The sequence below is a fragment of the Richelia sinica FACHB-800 genome, assembly GCF_014698825.1.
Classification (GTDB): domain Bacteria; phylum Cyanobacteriota; class Cyanobacteriia; order Cyanobacteriales; family Nostocaceae; genus FACHB-800.
In genome coordinates this window covers 42,692-60,989 of record NZ_JACJTT010000023.1, presented here as the reverse complement: position 1 = coordinate 60,989, position 18,298 = coordinate 42,692, and the positions used below count along the sequence as shown (strand labels likewise).

Genomic DNA, 18,298 nt, shown 5'->3' with positions numbered 1-18,298 from the left:
TTCGGAAATTTTAGATAAACGGCTTTTTCTGGTGTTGTTCACCTAATAGTCAACTATAGTTGGACAATGCCATTTTCATGGCAAGGCTATTTATTGTGTTTGTTACCTCTAAAGCTCTAGGATGAGCAGTGAGGGGGATTTTGATGACATCAGCTACCTGAAGCGCTTCAGGCATGTTTAATTCTAGAGAAGTATACCTACATTTACCGCAAATTGTTCTGTATAACTTCCGCCTCACTTTCATATCTTGACTGCTTGTGTGCCAATTTGGCTCATTGTATCTTTTGTCTTTCCAATCTTCACCCCATCCGATGATGGAAGGGTAGCATTGGTTATCAATTTTACAGTTAGCAGTGGTGTTTTCAATGTAAAACCCTAGATTTTTCCAGATTTTATTGTATAGCCTATAACTCTTTTTCTTAGAAAAATACATAAAACTGGATTTTTTTGTTACATTCAACCACCGTAAGTGGAGAATATTAATAACAAAAAATTGACTTTTTATCCTCTCCCATTGATTTTTGTTGATGCTTGGGTAGCAAATAGGTTTGGGTAGAGAATTGATATTCCCAGGCAGTGGCTGGTAGTTAACAATACTATTGAAGATGGTGAGAGTAAATCGACGCTTCAAAGCAGACGAGGATGACATATTTTGAGTGAATATGTCATCTCTGTGATCTGAAGTTTGAATTGTCTGATTAGTAGATTTCACCATGAGAGAGAATTGCCAGTGGATACGCAAACATTAGCTGCTGCTTACCTGGGTTTTAGCTGTAGTAAAAATGAACTGACTGAGAGATTTTCAACTATAAACCAATTAAATAGTAATTAACAGACTATCGTGTTGAAGCAATATTCTATCTTATAAAAAACCTCAATAGTAGGGTTAATACACCAGCAGGTACAGATCAACTGAGTTGGTTAAAACTAGGTCAGGGTAGAAAGGTGAGCACTAATACCCCATAAGCAACAGTAACTGAAATAGAGAGTGTTTGCTCTCCTGATAGTCAAGATTTATAGGGGATCGGAATTTTGATGATGACTATCATTACTGTTGGGAAAGTACATAAGCTGGGAGAGAGAAGTTGCTAGGGCGGACTATCTCATTTTAATTAAAACTTAATCCCCATTTTAGTTAGGGTTTGATGAGAAGTTAAATTAATCAAATTATGGCTGAGAATAACAATCTCTCATGTATCAGTCATTCTTAGCTAGGGTCAAAAGTTCAAGGTATTTAGAGCAAATGTACTATTAATGTGTTGATTCAGAATCAATGAATCACGAGGCTTGAGATTTGCCTATTACTCTGCTTTTTATCCAATTCTGATAGTTTAACGTGGCTTAACCAGACTTTGAGCATCTTGACTGCTGGAATTTTTAGATTTGGAGTTCATTTGTACTGTTGGATAATCGATATTTTTGAGATCGATATAGTCAATGTGTGCCAAGTTCATTTTTGTGGGTAAGTAACTCATTTTGCCCAGCATTTGCATTTTTTGTGGTAATTCTTGATCGGCCAAACCAAGATGAACATTCCCTAAATTCGTTTTCACTATTAAATTGTTGGGATTTTGGCAATTAACTTCTGATACAGGGATGGGGCTTTGACTGACAGCTGCATAAATTTGGTTCCAGTGGGGACGACATTGGGTTGCAGAACCAATCACCTTTAAGCTGGGCAATTTAATGTTGGGATTCAAAGCAGTGTATTTTTCTAGGGGTATCCATTCACCAATATCATCTATTAAGGCTAATGAATTATTGTTTTGAGACTTATTGTTGGTAGTTGATTTTTCGGGCCTGGGCATTTGTGCCACTGCTACGGGTACTCGTTCTTTGATTTCGATAATTAAACCGGGTGGAAATAAACGACGGTTAACAGTAGCTTCAGCGATCGCTGGTTGTTTCTGGAGAGTGGTAGCGATCGCTGATGGTTCAATTCGCCATAGGGATTGGGGATAGGATAAAGCTAGGAGCGATCGAATCACTGACTCTGGTAATACTTGTTGACCAGATTTGATTTCAATTTGTTTAGGCGTTTTCAGCACCCAAATTGGTTGAATTGCTCCCCACCATAATCCACTGGCCAGTCCAGTAACAGCTAATGTCCGCCAAAGAGCCTGGAATATTTTGACCTGCCTTTGACGACGTAATTGCTGACGACGCTGGGCTAAATCGGCGCGAGAAACTGATACTATACCAGCCATGCATACCCCTTGATGATGTTAATTTAACTCATTGAGTACATAGTATAGTCAATCGTCAAGAAGAAGTTTAGGAGTAAATAATTTCTTTCTTTGTTACCCCTAGACCCTTACACCCCTAGACCCCTAGACCCCTAACTCCCCTTGACATCCTCAATTCAAAATGATACAAAACCAGCTTCAGAGAACAAGCAAAATTTGGTAATTCAAATATGTTTAAGGTACATACCGAAAACATAAATCCTGTCCCAATTGTGGTGAAGATTATCAGTTAATAAATTGGTAATTTGCACCATGTTGATTGTGAATAAAAGCTCTCTACTCTTTTGAGCCTCAAGAATAATCTTCAGGCAAAAAAGGGGTAATCAATTGCATCTACATCTCATCTACATGAACAATCCACTTCATTTGCCGCGCTTTTATAAAGCCTGTAATCCTAGCTATGGACTCAATATGAGTGAGGCGCTGGATCGGCAGTATTATATAGATTTTTCTAATGTTCGTGGTTGTAAAATTGTTGAAGAATTACAGCGAACAATTACGCGGATTTCTCCTGATCAACCAACTTGCCAATTATTCACAGGACATATTGGTTGTGGCAAATCTACAGAATTACAACGTCTCAAAGCCGAACTGCAATTAGCAGGATTTCATGTAGTTTATTTTGAGTCCAGTCAAGACCTGGACATGGCAGATATAGATATTAGCGATATTTTGTTGAGTGTAGCTCGTCAAGTAAGTGTGAGTTTAGAAGGAATTGGCATTAAACTTAAACCAAGTTTTTTTGTCAATTTGTTTAAAGAAGTTGGTGATTTTTTACAAACACCTATAGAGTTAGCAGAAGCAGAATTGTCTTTAGGTATTGCCAGAATTACGGCCAGAACTAAAGATAGTACCCAGATGCGGAACCAACTCAGACAATATTTAGAACCTCGCACTAGCAGCATTTTACAGGCAATTAATGAGGAGATTTTAGAAAGGGCAATTAAGGAGTTAAAAAAACGCGGTCAAAAAGGTTTGGTGGTTATTGTTGATAATTTAGATCGGGTGGATATGCGTCAGGTTGTCTCTGGCCGTACCCAACCAGAATATCTATTTATTGATAGAGGTGAGCAGTTAAGAAGATTAAAATGCCATCTGGTTTATACCATTCCTTTAGCATTGATTTTTTCTAATGAATATGAAACCCTCAAAAACCGATTAGGAGGTGGTATTGCTCCTAAGGTTTTACCCATGGTGTTGGTGAGGCAAAGAGATGGGAGTGATTATGAACCAGGTATGTGGTTATTACGGCAGTTACTATTAGCGAGAGCTTTTCCAGAAGTACCTTGGAATGAGCGATTATCTTTAATGACAAAATTATTTGACCATCCCACAACCTTAGATAGATTGTGCCGGGTGAGTGGTGGACATATTCGCAATTTATTGGGTTTACTTTATAGCTGTTTGCAAAGACAAGACCCACCCTTTTCTAGAGATTGTTTAGAGGCAGTAATTAAAGATTATCGCGATGATTTACTGTTAGCAATTGATGAGTATCAATGGCAATTACTGTTTGAAGTGGTGCAGCAGCAAAGTGTGAATGGAGAAGCTGACTATCAGAGTTTATTACGCAGTATGTATTTATTTGAATATCGTGATAGTCAGGGGAGGTGGTTTGGTATTAGTCCAGCATTAGCGGAGACAGAACAAGTCTTGACTTGGCAGAAACAGAGATATAGTAGTCCTCATTTAAGCTGAAGGTCTGGGAAAGCACAGGGAATATGACCAAACAGGAATTTCCCACGGGAATAGTCAATGATAATTCTTCAGCTTTGCAGAGGTTGATGCGATCGCTTACTCTCTCTCAAGGTCAGTTTACGCTGATTTTGGTCAGGTGTAACTATGGTCATCTGCGTGAACGAGTATTGCAGCAATTACAAAATATTAGTGAACATCTGCATATTCGGTTTGTTTTTCTACCTCATCACACACATTCTCTTCGTCATACTTTAGTTAATGAACTATTTATTCATCATCCAGAATTAGCAATGGAAAAGGCAATTTCTGCGGTGATGGTGTTTGGTTTAGAGTCGGTAATTGCCTTAGAAAATGTTTTGCTGCAACTGAATCAAGCAGGAGATAATTACGCTGCTACTTTTCCCTTGCCTATAGTATTGTGGTTGCCAGACCATACCCTATCTTTGTTGGCTCGTTTAGCACCCGATTTTAAAAGTTGGGCTGTAACGACGATTAAAGTGGAAATGGAGGCAGATGATTTACTCAGTTTAATTCGAGAAGCCACAGAATGTTTATTTAATCAACTTTTAGCTGCTGATGCTTCCAAGTTTTTAGAAACTCATCTTGTTGATGTTGATATTCATTGTCAAAATCGCCGGGAAATAGAAGCGGCTCGTACTGATTTATGGAAATTATATCAAATTAAATTAGATGCTGATTTAGAAGGTAGTTTAGAATTTTTACTTGGATATGATGATTATCTTCATGACCAAGTTGCCTCAGCTATCTCTCATTATCAAATTAGCCTAGCTTTATGGAAACAAGGAAGTACAACAGATAATGCTGGCATACTATTAAAAAAAGCAATTGTTTTATTTCATCTGGGTTTATGTTATCGGCGGCTAGGAGAAATTCATCGCCGGGATAATCATAAATATTGGCAAGATGCTTTATCCTGTTTTCAGCAAGGTTTAATTTGTGTCCAAAATAGTGATCAACAAGAGTTAATTTCTCAGTTTATCTTGCCTGTATGTGAAATGCTTTATCGCTTAAAAGCTTGGCAAGATTTAGAGAAATTAGTTACACAATCTTTAGAGTTAAATCAAGTTACTGATGATGTTGCCATTGCCCAAATGTATGGTTTTTTAGCTGCGGTGGCTGTGGCTAATTATCATTGGCAATTGGCATCTGAATTAGCCCATAAAGTTATTGATATATCAGAAACAGCTACAGGAGTTTCCAGACAACGGAAAAGCTGGTACTTTTTACTACTTGGTAAAACTCAGCGTTATTTGGGTGAGTGGGAAGAAGCTGTTAATCATTTGGAATGGGCCAAGATGCTCTGTGAGCTACATTATGACCCAATTTTATATTTAGAAATTGTAGAGGAATTGCGATCGCTCTACTTCGAGCAATTGGGTGATTACGCAGAAGCTTTTATACTTAAGCAAGAAAAAATCCAAATAGAACATCAATATGGTTTTCGTGCTTTCATCGGTGCAAGTCAATTACAACCCCAACGTCATCAAATCGACCCAAGTTTAGCAGCAGTTCCTCCAGAAATTACTGCTTCTGGTAGACAGCAAGATATTAATCATTTAATTAATAGAATTACCCGTGCAGATTATAAACTGACAGTGATTCACGGGCCTTCAGGAGTAGGTAAAAGCTCCTTACTCAAAGCTGGTTTAATTCCTACCTTACAAGACAAAATTATTGGTGAAAGAATTCCTTTAGCTATTGCTATTTCTATTTACACTGATTGGGTTGTGAATGTTGCTCAAAATCTCCATCAGGTATTAGGAGAAGCAACCTTAGCGCCTGAACAAGCAATTACGCCTAATATATTAATCGAGCAAATTCAGTTAGCCGTAGAACGAAAGTATATTGTCATTTTAATTTTTGACCAATTTGAAGAATTTTTTTTTCATACTCAATGTTCTGAAAGACGATACGAATTTTATCAATTCTTATGTCAATGTTTAAATTTACCTTTTGTAAAAATTATTTTGTCTTTGCGGGAAGATTATTTACATTGCCTGCTGGAATTAGAAAGATTAAGCCAGGATAAATCTCAGTCATCTTATAATTTAAGTGTTATTAATACCAATGTTTTTGACAAAGATATTCGTTATTATCTAGGATATTTTTCTAAACAAGATGCAGTTAGTGTGATTTATCAATTAACCAAAGACACTCATTACGATATCAATCCTGAGTTGATATGGCAATTGGTTAATGATTTAGCTGGAGATACAGAATTAATCCATCCCATTGAATTACAAATAGTTGGCGCTCAATTACAAGCTGAAAATATTACTACGCAAGAAGAATATGAAACCTGTGGCGGCTGGGAAAAATTAGTTGAGCGTTGGTTAGAATCCGTTATTCAAGATTGTGGATCAGAAAATGAACAAATAACTTGGCATTTACTGTTTGCATTAACTGACGAAAAAGGCAGAAGACCAATTAAAACTACAGATCAGTTAATCAAGGAGTTACAGATTCATGAGTCTTTTACATCTTCTGTTTGGGAATTAATTATTAGCATCTTAGTAGAATCAGGCTTAATTTTAAAATGGCAAGAAGAAATAGACTACAGTTATCAATTGGTACATGATTATTTAGTTGAATTAATCCGCCACAAAAATAACTACGGCATTATTGCAGAATTAGCAAAAATTAAATTTGAAAAAGACCAAGCTGAATTTGCTCAACAACTTAGCCAAGAACAGTTAAATTTAGCTTTAACACAACGACTGCAAGAAACGAGAGTTGCAGGTGTGATGATGGCAATGATGGCAGGAATAATAGGGGCGTTGTGGTGGCAAGGTTATGGTCAAAAATATGTGGATTTTTTGACAAATCAACCCAATGAACCGACAGAAATCAACGCCAAAATTAGTGCTGTGGCAACTCAAAGTCAAAATTTATCTGCTGCTCATCAAAATTTTGATGCCTTATTAGCCAGTTTACAGGCTTGGCGACAACTACAACAGGCTGATGGAGTCCAACCAGCAACGAGAATGCAAGTTGTCACAGCTATGCAGCAAGCGGTCTATGGGGTGATAGAAGTTAATCGCATCTCAGGACACAACAAACCAGTATGGGATGTCACCTTTAGTCCTGATGGTCAACTACTGGCTTCCGTGAGTCTAGATAGAACTATTAAACTTTGGAGTGCTCAAGGTTCCTTACAACAAACCCTGACAGGTCATACTGATGCTGTTACTAGTATCTGTTTCAGTCCCGATGGTCAAACTTTAGTTTCTACTGGCTTAGATAAAACTGTACGACTGTGGCGCAAAAATGCCGATACAGGCAAGTTTAACTCTTTACCCCATCAAACTGTCCTGACGGAGACAATAGGGGTGTACAAGGTCAATTTCAGCCCCGATGGCCAGTTATTTGCCACTGGTAGTCAAGATGGAACTATCCAATTGTGGAGTCAAGAGGGTACATTACTGAAAACTCTCACTGGACATCAAGGTGGAGTTAATGACCTGGCCTTTAGTCCCAAAGGTGATGTTCTAGCTTCTGTTAGTGATGACAAGACAGTAAAAATTTGGCATCGGGATGGAACTCTACTCACTACTCTCACCGCACATCAACAGAGGGTAACTTCTGTAGCATTTAGTCCCCAAGGAGACTTTCTGGCTTCTGCTAGTGATGACAAAACTGTGAAGTTATGGGAGTGGAAAGAAAAAGGCGGTGAGAAGATGGTTGAAAAAACTGTTCTGAACCATCAAAGTGCTGTTGCCAGTGTTCGTTTTAGTGGTGATGGTCAAAAATTGGCTACTAGCAGTGATGGGAAGATGAATTTGTGGAATGTGGATGGAACTTTACTGAAAACTTGGCCAGGACATAGCGATCGCATTCATAATATAGCTTTTAGTCCTGACCAACAACTTTTAGCTTCTGCTAGCGATGATCAAAGTGTGAAACTCTGGAGTCTTAACCCTCCCAGCACAACGGTTTTACGAGGACACACAGATCACGTCCTGAGTTTAGCTTGGAGTCCTGATGGTGAAATTTTAGCTTCTGGGAGTAGCGATCGCACCATTAAACTTTGGCAGCAAGACACTCAACTCTCCAAAACATTAACCGGACATACAGATAAAGTTTCCAGTCTCAGTTTTGACCCCAAAGGTAAACTCTTAGCCTCTGGCAGCTACGACAAAACTATCAAACTTTGGCGCAGGGATGGCAGTTTTCTCAAAACCCTAACTGGCCATAGTGGCAGCATTACTAGTATCGTCTTTAGCCCCGATGGAGAATTATTAGCTTCCGCTAGCCAAGATAAAACTATCAAACTTTGGAACCGTCGCGGTCAGCTACTCAAAACTTTAGAAGGACATCAAGGATGGGTAAATAGTCTCAGTTTCAGTCCCGATGGTCAACTTTTAGCCTCTGGGAGTGATGACCAGACTATCAAACTCTGGCAACGGGATGGACAATTATTCAAAAGCTTTTCACCCCATCCCCACTGGGTCATGGCCGTGGGTTTTACTCCCCAAGACCAGCTAATTGCTTCTGCTAGCTGGAATAACACTGTGAAATTATGGCGTAGGGATGGAACTTTAGTCAAAACCTGGTTGCAGGGATATAGCGATAACGTCAATGCTATAACCTTTAGCCCTAATGGTGAACTTCTAGCCACTGCCAGTAGGGACAAAAGTGTGAAAATTTGGAGCCGTGAGGGTAAATTAATTCACACCCTCACCGGTCATCGTCTCCCAGTCTTAAACATTAGCTTTAGCCCTAATGGTCAAACATTGGCATCAGCTAGTGATGACAACACAATCATGTTGTGGAACTTCAATCTTGATGATTTGTTGGTGCGTGGTTGTAGCTGGGTCAATAATTATCTCCAGCATAATCGAAAAGTTGAGGAGAGCGATCGCTTGCTTTGTGAAGGCATCCTTCCCCCATCTCCACCTCACCATCCTAAAGAGTCATCCGGTCGTAAATTATGATGGTTATGACTGGTTAAATCATTCTTCTCACTCTCTTCCGTGAGGAGATTATTTAAAAAAGCTTGTAATTTCATCCGTTCAATATAAGGCCAACCACCCTCAGACTCTATATCCCTCAGTAACGAATAGAGTCTTTGACGATTATCTGGTAGGTTTTCTTGAAAGACTCCATCGCGAATTTCTCGGTGTAAACGCTCCAACTGCCGTAGTAGTGACAAAATAGCTATGATGTCACCTTGACAAGCTTGGGCGGCATCTTGAACAGAACTAGCGATCGCTTGCAGTTTACTAGGCAGATCCGCTGATGGCAAGTTTTGGTCGTTGCTCATGCACTTTTTGCTCCATAAAACTAATACGATACCGGAAAAAATAGACAATTAACCCATCTTTTACCGTCTCTCATCAATCTTTAAAAGCACGCAGGAGAACTTGTGGTGTGCACCCACTGCAAGAGTCCCTTAGTCAAGATGCCATCTCAACTTCCAAATCCAAAATTGTTATTCACCCCAAAAGGCCGTTCCGGAAAAAATTCTCTCTTGTCAACTCCTATTCCCTACCCTCACCCTGTAAAATCCCTAAAACCTTTGCCTCAAACGTGTTTGGGAATTTCATAACGGGGCTTATCGTAGATAATCACCTCTATTCCAGCTAAGAAATGAGTTTTGACTGGGATTTTGCCATTAGAGTGCTTTGATTTTAAGTGAAAAAAAATCGTATGATCTGGCTGATTTCCCTAGTTTAACAACTACGTGTATGTAGTGGCAATACATACATAATACAAAATGAACTGGGTTATGCGGCTTTTACCAAGGGTAAAAGTGCAGCGCGAAGCCCCACCTAACTTCGCGTCACTCACAGTTTGCAATGATGCAGCTAGGAGACCATTCATTTGCTCAAAAGCTACTAAATGCCACCAACAGCCAAACTGCTGGCTTCTCACGTTCTAGTAACTCATCTCCTTTCTGGATGTATTGTGTTGCCTAGTCGAGAATTTAAACTCCAGACTCTAGACAGGAAACTGTTTAAGTTCGTTTAGTAGAGCAATTTGACAACGCTATTAATTTCCGACATTGAGGTTGACCATGAGGTATCGCGCTTTAATTGTTGCTTTCCTGGCTTTATGCTTGGGTTTCATCACCGCTTGTAGTGATGCTCCCGCTTCTAGCAGTAGAGATGTACTCACCTATGAACAAATTCGCGGCACTGGTTTAGCAAACAAGTGTCCTCAATTGGCAGAAACTAGCCGTGGTTCTATTCCTTTGGATAGCAGCAAATCCTATAGCATTAAAGAACTGTGCTTAGAGCCAACCAACTTCTTTGTCAAAGAAGAACCTGCTAACAAACGCCAAGAAGCTGAATTTGTTGCGGGTAAATTATTGACTCGCTATACATCTACAATTGACCAAGTACAAGGCGATCTGAAAATTAATCCAGATAATAGCTTGACCTTTGTAGAAACCGATGGTCTAGACTTCCAAGCTATCACTGTCCAACTTCCTGGTGGTGAGCGAGTACCTTTCCTCTTTACCATCAAAAATTTAGTAGCTCAAACACAACCCAGTTTAAATAGCATCAATACTTCCACCGACTTTGAAGGAAACTTTAAAGTACCTTCATACCGTGGTGCTGCCTTCCTAGACCCCAAAGGTCGTGGTGTTGTGAGTGGTTATGATAATGCTGTTGCACTACCCGCACAGGCTGATGATGAAGATTTATTGCGTGCTAACTTGAAGCGGGCAGAAATTTTGAAGGGTAAGATTTCCTTACAAGTAGCAAAAGTAGATAACACTACAGGTGAAATAGCTGGAACCTTCGAGAGTGAACAGCCATCTGATACTGATTTGGGTGCTGGTGAACCTAAAGAAGTGAAAATTCGTGGTCTTTTCTACGGTCGGGTAGAACCAGGTCGTGCCTAATCTGTCTTCATCAAGACGAATTAAGATTCTGTGAAGCTGAAGTATCATTTCCATAGTTAACCCAACTGTCCTTTTCCATAGGGACAGTTTTTTTATGGGGATAACAACTATGGATCAGGTGTGAACTTTTTCTCCTCACACCAAAATGGTGACAGGCTTCACAGTGAGTTTCGACAACGCTCAACTACCGCGTCAGCCGAACGGTGACAGTGCTAAAAGCCTTTGGGTATCTCAGTTTTAGCTGTAGTTAATGTCCTAACTGCCTTGTCTACGGCTATAAAACTCTTAACCCTAAGTCTTTAAATGGAATTGGGTGTTATTACTGTTTATTTTTTTTTACCTTCTTTATAAAAACTACTTCCAACGCAATATAAGTAAATATCATAAGTAATTATGTTAAATTAGGTACAATTGCGGTTTTCTCCTTGGTGGCTAATTGTATATTTTGATTCTAAAGTAGCAGTTCACCCAGCTACAAAACATCCCCAGACTCAATAAATAATCAGGAACTATAAATCGCTGATCTCAATTGCTCTAGATTGTCAACTGACCTGTGGATAGAGCCGCAACAGTGCTAGTGAAGACAAGAAGGTCTTTCTAGAAGCGATCGCCCGCTAGGTAAAAGCGACAAAAACAATCACATAGCTCTTGAATCGCGATTTAAAGCATCAACTACTTGCTGGAATATCAAGGTGCTATGCCTACTACCGCCACCACTGAACTAAAACAAGAAATTTACGACTTACTGCGGGAATATCAAAAAACTCGCTCCGAAGTAGTCCGTAATCAATTGGTAAACATCAACTTTGGATTAGTCAGAAAAGAAGCTTATTACTGGATTAATCAATGCCATGAAAGCTATGAAGATTTAGTCCAAGTCGGCTGTCTAGGCTTAATCAGAGCGATCGAAAGATTTGAACTCTCCAAAGGACATGCTTTTAGTTCTTACGCCATTCCTTATATTCGTGGTGAAATTCAACACTACCTCCGCGATAAAGGTGTGACTGTACGCATTCCCCGACGGTGGTTAGCACTACAACAGCAAGCGATCGGAGTTTCCCGTTCTTGGCGAGAAAAATATAACCGCCAACCCAGTGATGCCGAATTAGCAAGCGCCCTAGATATATCCCTGAGTGAGTGGCAGGAAATTAAATTAGCTTGGATTAACCGCGCCCCCTTAAGTTTAGATGTTCCTATTCAAGATGGAGAAGAAGGGGCAACTTGTTTAGGTGAATTAGTCCCAGACCCCCACTATCGCAGTTTCCAACTAGCTCAAGAAGACCAAATTCGTTTGCAACAAGCACTAGTGCAACTAGAACAGCGCACCCGTGAAGTCTTAGAGTGTGTATTTTTGTATGATTTAACACAAAAACAAGTTGCAGAACATTTAGGCATCAGTGTAGTCACCGTTTCTCGACGAGTGAAGAAAGGGTTGGACTTATTGAAAAAACTGATGGGTACACCAGAAGATTGATCACCTCAAAAGATGGCAACTCAGTCTCTTGGACTAGCAGTGTTAAAAATAACTCTGGAAATGGCAAAATGTAGGTTATAACGGAAACAGACTACACCTGTAATGAAAATTTCAGGTAAGTCGATGTCCATCAGTAAATTTCCTATAGCTTTTGAGTACAGCTAATGGGTAGAACATTACAAATTACAGCCACTGGAATTGTAGCTCTAGCTATCGCTGGATGCACAATAGGAGACACAGAACAAGCCTCTAACACAGCTAGTTCTACACCTAGTCCTACACCAACTCCCCAAACAACAGCTAAGTCCCAAGCTGCCAATCCTCCATCCTTTAGTAACCCTGTAGTAGCAGGTCAACAAACTACCGCACCTGCTGTTCCAGTAGTGGCAAGTTTGATCACGCCTACTAATGCTGGCCCCTATGTAAAAACCATCAAACAGGGCAGAAATGATCCCTTTGCCCAAATTGTTACTCCCGCAGATTCACCTTCTTTCACTCCTACAAATAACAAAGTAGTACCAAAACTGCCTCCTTTACCAGTGGCCATTCCTGCCAAAGTTCCTCAGAAAACAACAAAACTAGCAAAAGCACCTACAACTCTAGTCAAGCCTAAACCCAAGCCCACACAAATCTCTGTCCGTCCCAAAAATCTACCCCAAGTAGTTCCTAATACAACCTTAGCCCCTGTATTGCCCCCACCAGCACAACCAGATGGAGCGAGAGCCGTATTTGTTAGTGGTGTAGTATTAATAGGTAAAGAACCCCAGGCAATCATTAAAGTACCAGATGAACCAACAAGCCGTTACGTCCAAGCCGGACAAAGATTGGTCAATGGTGTTTTAATTAAACGCATTCAAATGAACACAGGTTCAGAGCCAGTGGTAATCTTAGAGCAATATGGAATTGAAGTTGCTAGAACTGTAGGAGAACCACCTGCTATTAAGGATGACAAATCTAAGCCATCAACCACAGCTGCCGCTAATAACGATATTTCCATGGTTACACCACTCTAAGATGTGTTTGGAGTTGTAGAGAATGGAAATTCAAGAAAAAATTGAATTTGTCGGTTTACCTTTGGCTGTATATCGGGAAATAGCTGCTCACTTGCGTCAAGTAGAAGGGGTAAAAGTGGATTTAATCCCCCAAACCTCCACACACTTTGATTACTATCAAAGCCAAGTTAGTGGTTTAACCATTACTTGGCCACCAGAAACTGATTTAACAACTAGACAATACACCAAGGAAATTTTGGCTTATTATCGTAACCGCTATGGTGGTTGATGAATAATCAAGCTATATTTCTGCATTTAATTCAACATGGGAAATAGGTTTTTAAATTTCCCCAGTTTTAGTTTTTTATAGGTGGGATATATTCCACCGTCTTCACTCTCAATCTATACAGGGAATACAAGAGGCTTAAAAGCTTGATATTAGATAGCTAGCGAGGGGTTTAAAGACCCCTCTTCGCATGGAACTGAATTTATAGCCATAGACAAGACGGTGAGGACATTAACTAAAACTGAAACACCCAAAGACTTTTAGCACTGCCACCCCCTATATATTCATGAATCTACGCTACTGAGTTCCAGTTCACAAGCTTGAGAAACCAAATCTGCTGGCAGTTTTTCAAAACTTACTAATGGTAAATACTCAGGATGAAGAGTTAATTCTTTTGCCAACAAGAAACCTGCTATAGTCCAGGTTTGATACTTCCGAGCTTGTTTACCAATCAGTCTACCCTGTTTACCATCATAATATTCTGGCCACTCATCATCAGATACTTTTGGTAAAGCAATGCCTATAGCTTTTTCTACTAAATATTTTTTCTTGGTTTTAATCGCTGCTGCTGCTAACATCCACATCAACACTGGCCAACTACCAGCATTGTGATATGACCAAGGAATATTTTTCGGATCACAACCTGTGACTAATCGATACTCTTCACCTTCTAGGGCAGGATAGCAGATTTTCATTGGCATATCTGCTACTAAATCATCCCATCTTTCCTGAATTAAAACCATGATTTTCTCAGACTGTTCTTCTGTAGATAACCCAGAAATGACAGCCATTAAATTACCCAAAGTAAAGAAACGAGTATCCATCTGTGATGGCCCTACATTTCCTACTAAATAACCACCTGTTCGGGGTAGCCATTTATCTAATTTGTAATAAGGTAAGGAATCAGCATAAATATTAAATAAATTGACAGCAGTTTTACCGTATTCTTCACCTTTAAAACGATAAATTGCATTCAGACGATTAATATCTATCCAATAATGCTGACGAATATGTCCACATAATAGGGGCAATCTATTATCAATAGCATTGACTATATCTTGATTGCCTTTACACACGAGTAACTCTCTTGCTGCACGTAAAGCCGCAAAAAATAGGACTTGAATTTCTAAGGGATGACCATAAATTCCCATGCGTCTATCAATCATACATGCCCCATCAGGAACAAGTAACGTTGGATACATATCAAAGCGATTTGCTAAACAAATATCCATGATTAACCTAATTCCTGTTTGGAATTCAGGTTGATAGGCTAGGGAGAAATCTTTAGTAGCAATTACATAAGCTCGTAGTAAAATTAGCCACCAAAGACAAGAATCCACTGGCGTAACTCTAGCGATCGCATGTTCACCAAAATCAGCCTCTAAATATTCTTCACCATCAACAATTACTACTTTAAAACTGGCAGGAATTAAACCTCGTCCAGGTTTGTAAGCATCTAATGCCCTTTCTTTTGGTTGTAATTTTAATGTTTCTTCTAAAAAATTTTTGACTATATCAAATCTACCTTTAATTAAAAACAGCAAAGCTGAAGAAACAAAATCTCTAATAAAGCATTGATCATAATTAAGCGCTTCCACAGAAGCATCATAAGCAGCCACAGTCCCAACAGGACGACCACGGTAATAAAGAATAGAATTTTCCAATGCCTGCCAAGCTGCCGTTTCTATATTTTTATTTGTGTCTAATTCATTTAATTCCATCGCCATAATAACTCCTGAAAATAATGGTGTATTGGCGGTAGATGCGCCTTTATTTATGATGTTGCCCATCATAACAAAGATTATTTTTCTCTCTTAAATATCAATTAATTGTTTATCAATGATTTTGTATCGATAAACGTGAATTTTGCATAATTATGAACCAGATTGTCATGATCAATCTGATTTTGCTGTTGAAAGCGACTTTGTTCCATAAATTGAGATGGGAACTGGCATAATATTGACAACAATATATTTCTTTCACCCTGTCAGGTAGTAGTTTAAACTACCTAAAAATTAATCTACCGTAATTGAATTTAGTGATGAAAATTACTAATTAATTTATTCCCCTATCAGTTTACAATTTATAATGTTTTTTCTAAATATGCAACACTAACAGCCAATTAGTGACTAATGTCAATATACCCACAGATAGATATTACGTGATTCTTCCTACTGAATAAAGGCTAATCAAAATCGATAATGATCTAGACCTGTTACCTCTTGTCTGTGTTTCTCACACATCTCCTAACTTCAGCATATCAAGAAGACTTAAATTGTTCCTGAAACACCTGATAAGCATGATTAACTGCTTGAATCACAGCTTTGGCATTAGCTGAATTATTAATATCTGGGTGATATAATCTTGCTAATCGGCGATAAGCCTGTTTCACATCCTCAAAAGTCGCGTTTGGTTCCACTCCTAAAATTTCCCACCATTCCCCAGTTAAAGGTAAACCATCCTGTTGTAATGCTCTCCAAATCTTAATGGTTCCGCTTACACCGCTACAAATCAAAACTTTACCATCGGGACTAAAAGCTAGAGGACTGAAACCTGTTAAAGTTTCCATCACCTCACCTCTATATAAATTCCAAACTTTAATCACACCGTCTTGACTAGCACTAGCCAGCATCTCACCGTTTGGGTGAATAGCTACAGACAAAACCGCAGCTGAATGTCCAATTAGAGTCTGGTCTAATTTACCTGTCGTCAAATTCCACACTTTAATGTTGGTATCTGCGCTGCCACTAATCAAAGTTTGACCATTGGAGGTAATGGCTAAAGCGTGAACAGTGTCAGTATGTTCCGTAAAAATCCACTGCTGTTTACCCGTTGGTAAATTCCAAACTCTTACAGTTTTATCTTGACCCGCACTAGCTAGAACTCGACCATCAGGGCTAATAACCACAGCTAAAACGGCTTCACTATGTCCAGTGAGATTTTGTTTCACTTGACCAGTTTGGCTTTTCCATAGCCTAATGGTGTGGTCTGTGCTGGCACTAGCAATAATTTTGCCATCATCACTATATGCTAATCCATTCACAAAACTGTTGTGGCTATAGGGAGAATTTAAATAAAAAAACGTCCGGTGAAATTGTTTCGACTCTAATTGCCAACTACTAATAGTTCGGTCTACACTACCACTAATTATTTGCTTACCATCAGGACTAATCGCCACAGCTAACACTGCGGCCGCTTGACCAGAGAAGGTATATAGCCATTTTCCATTGGTGATATCCCATAAACGTACTTCTCTATCATCACTACCGCTAATAAATGTTTTACCATTGGGATGAATAGCCAGGGCATTCACTTGACCCCTGTGGGCCTTAATAGTTTTAATACATTGCCATCTGCGAGAAATTTGATTAGTCAAAGATAGGGTTTCTGTTTGAATGGAAGGGGAAGATTTAACTTTGACAGGGTTTGTTAAAACCTGGGCAACAGCATCAATATTTAGTTTAGCCTTCAGATTCTCTAACTCCTCCTCAACTGCCAAAGCCACAAATTTTTGCTCAATATCTTCATCCAATAATTCCATTAATGCCGCACTGTAGTATTCCCTATCTAAAACCTTTGCTTCCATACGTTCAAACACCTGCATGGGAGTTTCCATAAACTGTGATTCATCTAGCAGCTTAGAAATACCATAAGCAGCAAGTCCCACCATCGCACCTATTCCCGCCATTGGTACTGTCCCAATACCAAACGCTAAACCAACTTTTGGTGCTACAAACCCGATACTACCAACAAAACTAGCACATCCAACACCACCAAAAGCACCTACTGCGATCGCAACAACAGATGCTGCATCTCCCTCTGTTATACCTTTCACAGCACCGTATACAGCCGCACCAGCTAGACTACCCGCAGCCATGAAAGTAGTTGTGCCTATTCCCACCGCACCAAAGCTTCCCGCTAGTCCAATGCCCCCAACAGCCGAAGAGATACCAGCACCAGTGAGGGTTCCAGTAGTAATGAATGCTGCACCTGTTGAGGAATTGGAATTCATGGTTGATTCGTATTATCTATTCACTCAACTATCACTCAGAAATAGTCCCAGTGCCAAGGAAGAAGAACAAATGAGTTTTTAATCAGTTCCACCCCAAGTCCACACAGGATTACCTTTTTTTATCCCTTGTTTCACAACAATCAAGGGATATTGATTAGGATCAGAACCACCTGCTAAATCCAGCAGAAAGTAAACTTTGCCTTGCCAAAAATGCAATCGCAAATAGTTGGTATTCCCAGTGTATTCTTGACCATCTACTTTGGAAATACCAGCAGATGCCAAACACTTACTATACTTAGGCTTTAATGTTCCTACCCATGTAGTGCTAAAACTATTGCGATTACTAATAGTAATATTATTGGCAAATTCACTTAAATTTACCGAACCATCACTAGCAAATCCACCCTCTTGATAAGGACGAGGAACTTCAGTTACTATCACTTTATCTGGACAGTTTTGTTTGCGCTCATTTTGACTATAAACTTTCAGTTCAATTGTATTTTTTGTCTTTTGTGCTTGAACATTTAAACAAGAAAATAGGGACAATAAAAGTATACTTGTCCCCATAATTAAAGATTTGGATGCAATATTATTCATAGTCTTGGTATCTCATCAATTAGTCATTATTGCTATTTACCTTCAGAATTGCACTGCTTTTGCAGTCCCTGTCAGAGTTATAACTTTATAACTCTGTGTTTGTCCTTTTCTTTAAGGACTGT

General features: G+C 39.3%; 12 protein-coding genes. 6 read left to right on the top strand and 6 right to left on the bottom strand.

Annotated elements, in window-relative coordinates; all coding sequences use genetic code 11:
- Positions 1–49: 49 nt before the first annotated feature.
- Positions 50–715: a hypothetical protein gene (locus H6G73_RS15925; RefSeq protein WP_190606168.1), complete on the bottom strand. Its 666-nt coding sequence runs from the start codon at positions 713–715 to the stop codon at positions 50–52.
- A gap of 616 nt (positions 716–1,331) precedes the next feature.
- Positions 1,332–2,207 carry a cell division protein FtsQ/DivIB gene (locus H6G73_RS15920; protein WP_190606166.1) on the bottom strand — a complete coding sequence of 292 codons (876 nt, stop codon included), beginning with the start codon at positions 2,205–2,207 and terminating at the stop codon, positions 1,332–1,334.
- Positions 2,208–2,594: 387 nt separating this feature from the next.
- Between H6G73_RS15920 and H6G73_RS15915 the strand changes: the two genes are divergently transcribed.
- Positions 2,595–3,944 (top strand): ATP-binding protein, encoded by a 1,350-nt coding sequence (locus H6G73_RS15915; protein WP_190606164.1) that lies wholly within the window; start codon positions 2,595–2,597, stop codon positions 3,942–3,944.
- 23 nt (positions 3,945–3,967) lie between these two features.
- A complete protein-coding gene (locus tag H6G73_RS15910) occupies positions 3,968–8,899 on the top strand; it encodes a WD40 domain-containing protein (protein ID WP_190606162.1) in 4,932 nt (1,643 codons plus the stop codon).
- Here the strand turns inward: H6G73_RS15910 and H6G73_RS15905 are convergent.
- A complete protein-coding gene (locus H6G73_RS15905) occupies positions 8,863–9,228 on the bottom strand; it encodes a hypothetical protein (protein ID WP_190606160.1) in 366 nt (121 codons plus the stop codon). The genes H6G73_RS15910 and H6G73_RS15905 overlap by 37 nt on opposite strands.
- A 753-nt stretch (positions 9,229–9,981) precedes the next feature.
- Here H6G73_RS15905 and psbO point away from each other — a divergent pair.
- The 4 genes from psbO to H6G73_RS15885 all read left to right on the top strand — a co-directional run bounded on the left by psbO (position 9,982) and on the right by H6G73_RS15885 (position 13,570).
- Positions 9,982–10,815, top strand: coding sequence for a photosystem II manganese-stabilizing polypeptide (gene psbO / locus H6G73_RS15900; protein ID WP_190606158.1), 834 nt, complete (start codon positions 9,982–9,984; stop codon positions 10,813–10,815).
- Between the two features lie 697 nt (positions 10,816–11,512).
- Positions 11,513–12,289 carry an RNA polymerase sigma factor SigF gene (locus tag H6G73_RS15895; protein WP_190606156.1) on the top strand — a complete coding sequence of 259 codons (777 nt, stop codon included), beginning with the start codon at positions 11,513–11,515 and terminating at the stop codon, positions 12,287–12,289.
- Between the two features lie 164 nt (positions 12,290–12,453).
- Positions 12,454–13,302 (top strand): hypothetical protein, encoded by an 849-nt coding sequence (locus H6G73_RS15890; protein WP_190606154.1) that lies wholly within the window; start codon positions 12,454–12,456, stop codon positions 13,300–13,302.
- Positions 13,303–13,324: 22 nt separating this feature from the next.
- Positions 13,325–13,570, top strand: a complete 246-nt coding sequence (locus H6G73_RS15885; RefSeq protein ID WP_190606152.1) for a hypothetical protein — start codon at positions 13,325–13,327, stop codon at positions 13,568–13,570.
- A 281-nt stretch (positions 13,571–13,851) separates the two neighbouring features.
- On the opposite strand, the gene H6G73_RS15880 is transcribed toward H6G73_RS15885, so the two are convergent.
- The 3 genes from H6G73_RS15880 to H6G73_RS15870 all read right to left on the bottom strand — a co-directional run bounded on the left by H6G73_RS15880 (position 13,852) and on the right by H6G73_RS15870 (position 18,176).
- Positions 13,852–15,288, bottom strand: coding sequence for a glycoside hydrolase 100 family protein (locus H6G73_RS15880; protein ID WP_190606215.1), 1,437 nt, complete (start codon positions 15,286–15,288; stop codon positions 13,852–13,854).
- A 539-nt stretch (positions 15,289–15,827) separates the two neighbouring features.
- Complete coding sequence (locus H6G73_RS15875; protein WP_190606150.1) at positions 15,828–17,579, bottom strand: WD40 domain-containing protein; 1,752 nt, start codon at positions 17,577–17,579, stop codon at positions 15,828–15,830.
- A 78-nt stretch (positions 17,580–17,657) separates the two neighbouring features.
- A complete protein-coding gene (locus H6G73_RS15870) occupies positions 17,658–18,176 on the bottom strand; it encodes a hypothetical protein (protein WP_190606142.1) in 519 nt (172 codons plus the stop codon).
- Positions 18,177–18,298: the final 122 nt, after the last annotated feature.

Excerpts from the sequence above, each read along its gene's own strand:
- H6G73_RS15925 (WP_190606168.1), bottom strand. The coding sequence starts at position 715 with ATGGTGAAATCTACTAATCAGACAATTCAAACTTCAGATCACAGAGAT.
- H6G73_RS15920 (WP_190606166.1), bottom strand. The coding sequence starts at position 2,207 with ATGGCTGGTATAGTATCAGTTTCTCGCGCCGATTTAGCCCAGCGTCGT.
- H6G73_RS15915 (WP_190606164.1), top strand. The coding sequence starts at position 2,595 with ATGAACAATCCACTTCATTTGCCGCGCTTTTATAAAGCCTGTAATCCT.
- H6G73_RS15910 (WP_190606162.1), top strand. The coding sequence starts at position 3,968 with ATGACCAAACAGGAATTTCCCACGGGAATAGTCAATGATAATTCTTCA.
- H6G73_RS15905 (WP_190606160.1), bottom strand. The coding sequence starts at position 9,228 with ATGAGCAACGACCAAAACTTGCCATCAGCGGATCTGCCTAGTAAACTG.
- psbO (WP_190606158.1), top strand. The coding sequence starts at position 9,982 with ATGAGGTATCGCGCTTTAATTGTTGCTTTCCTGGCTTTATGCTTGGGT.
- H6G73_RS15895 (WP_190606156.1), top strand. The coding sequence starts at position 11,513 with ATGCCTACTACCGCCACCACTGAACTAAAACAAGAAATTTACGACTTA.
- H6G73_RS15890 (WP_190606154.1), top strand. The coding sequence starts at position 12,454 with ATGGGTAGAACATTACAAATTACAGCCACTGGAATTGTAGCTCTAGCT.
- H6G73_RS15885 (WP_190606152.1), top strand. The coding sequence starts at position 13,325 with ATGGAAATTCAAGAAAAAATTGAATTTGTCGGTTTACCTTTGGCTGTA.
- H6G73_RS15880 (WP_190606215.1), bottom strand. The coding sequence starts at position 15,288 with ATGGAATTAAATGAATTAGACACAAATAAAAATATAGAAACGGCAGCT.
- H6G73_RS15875 (WP_190606150.1), bottom strand. The coding sequence starts at position 17,579 with ATGAATTCCAATTCCTCAACAGGTGCAGCATTCATTACTACTGGAACC.
- H6G73_RS15870 (WP_190606142.1), bottom strand. The coding sequence starts at position 18,176 with ATGAATAATATTGCATCCAAATCTTTAATTATGGGGACAAGTATACTT.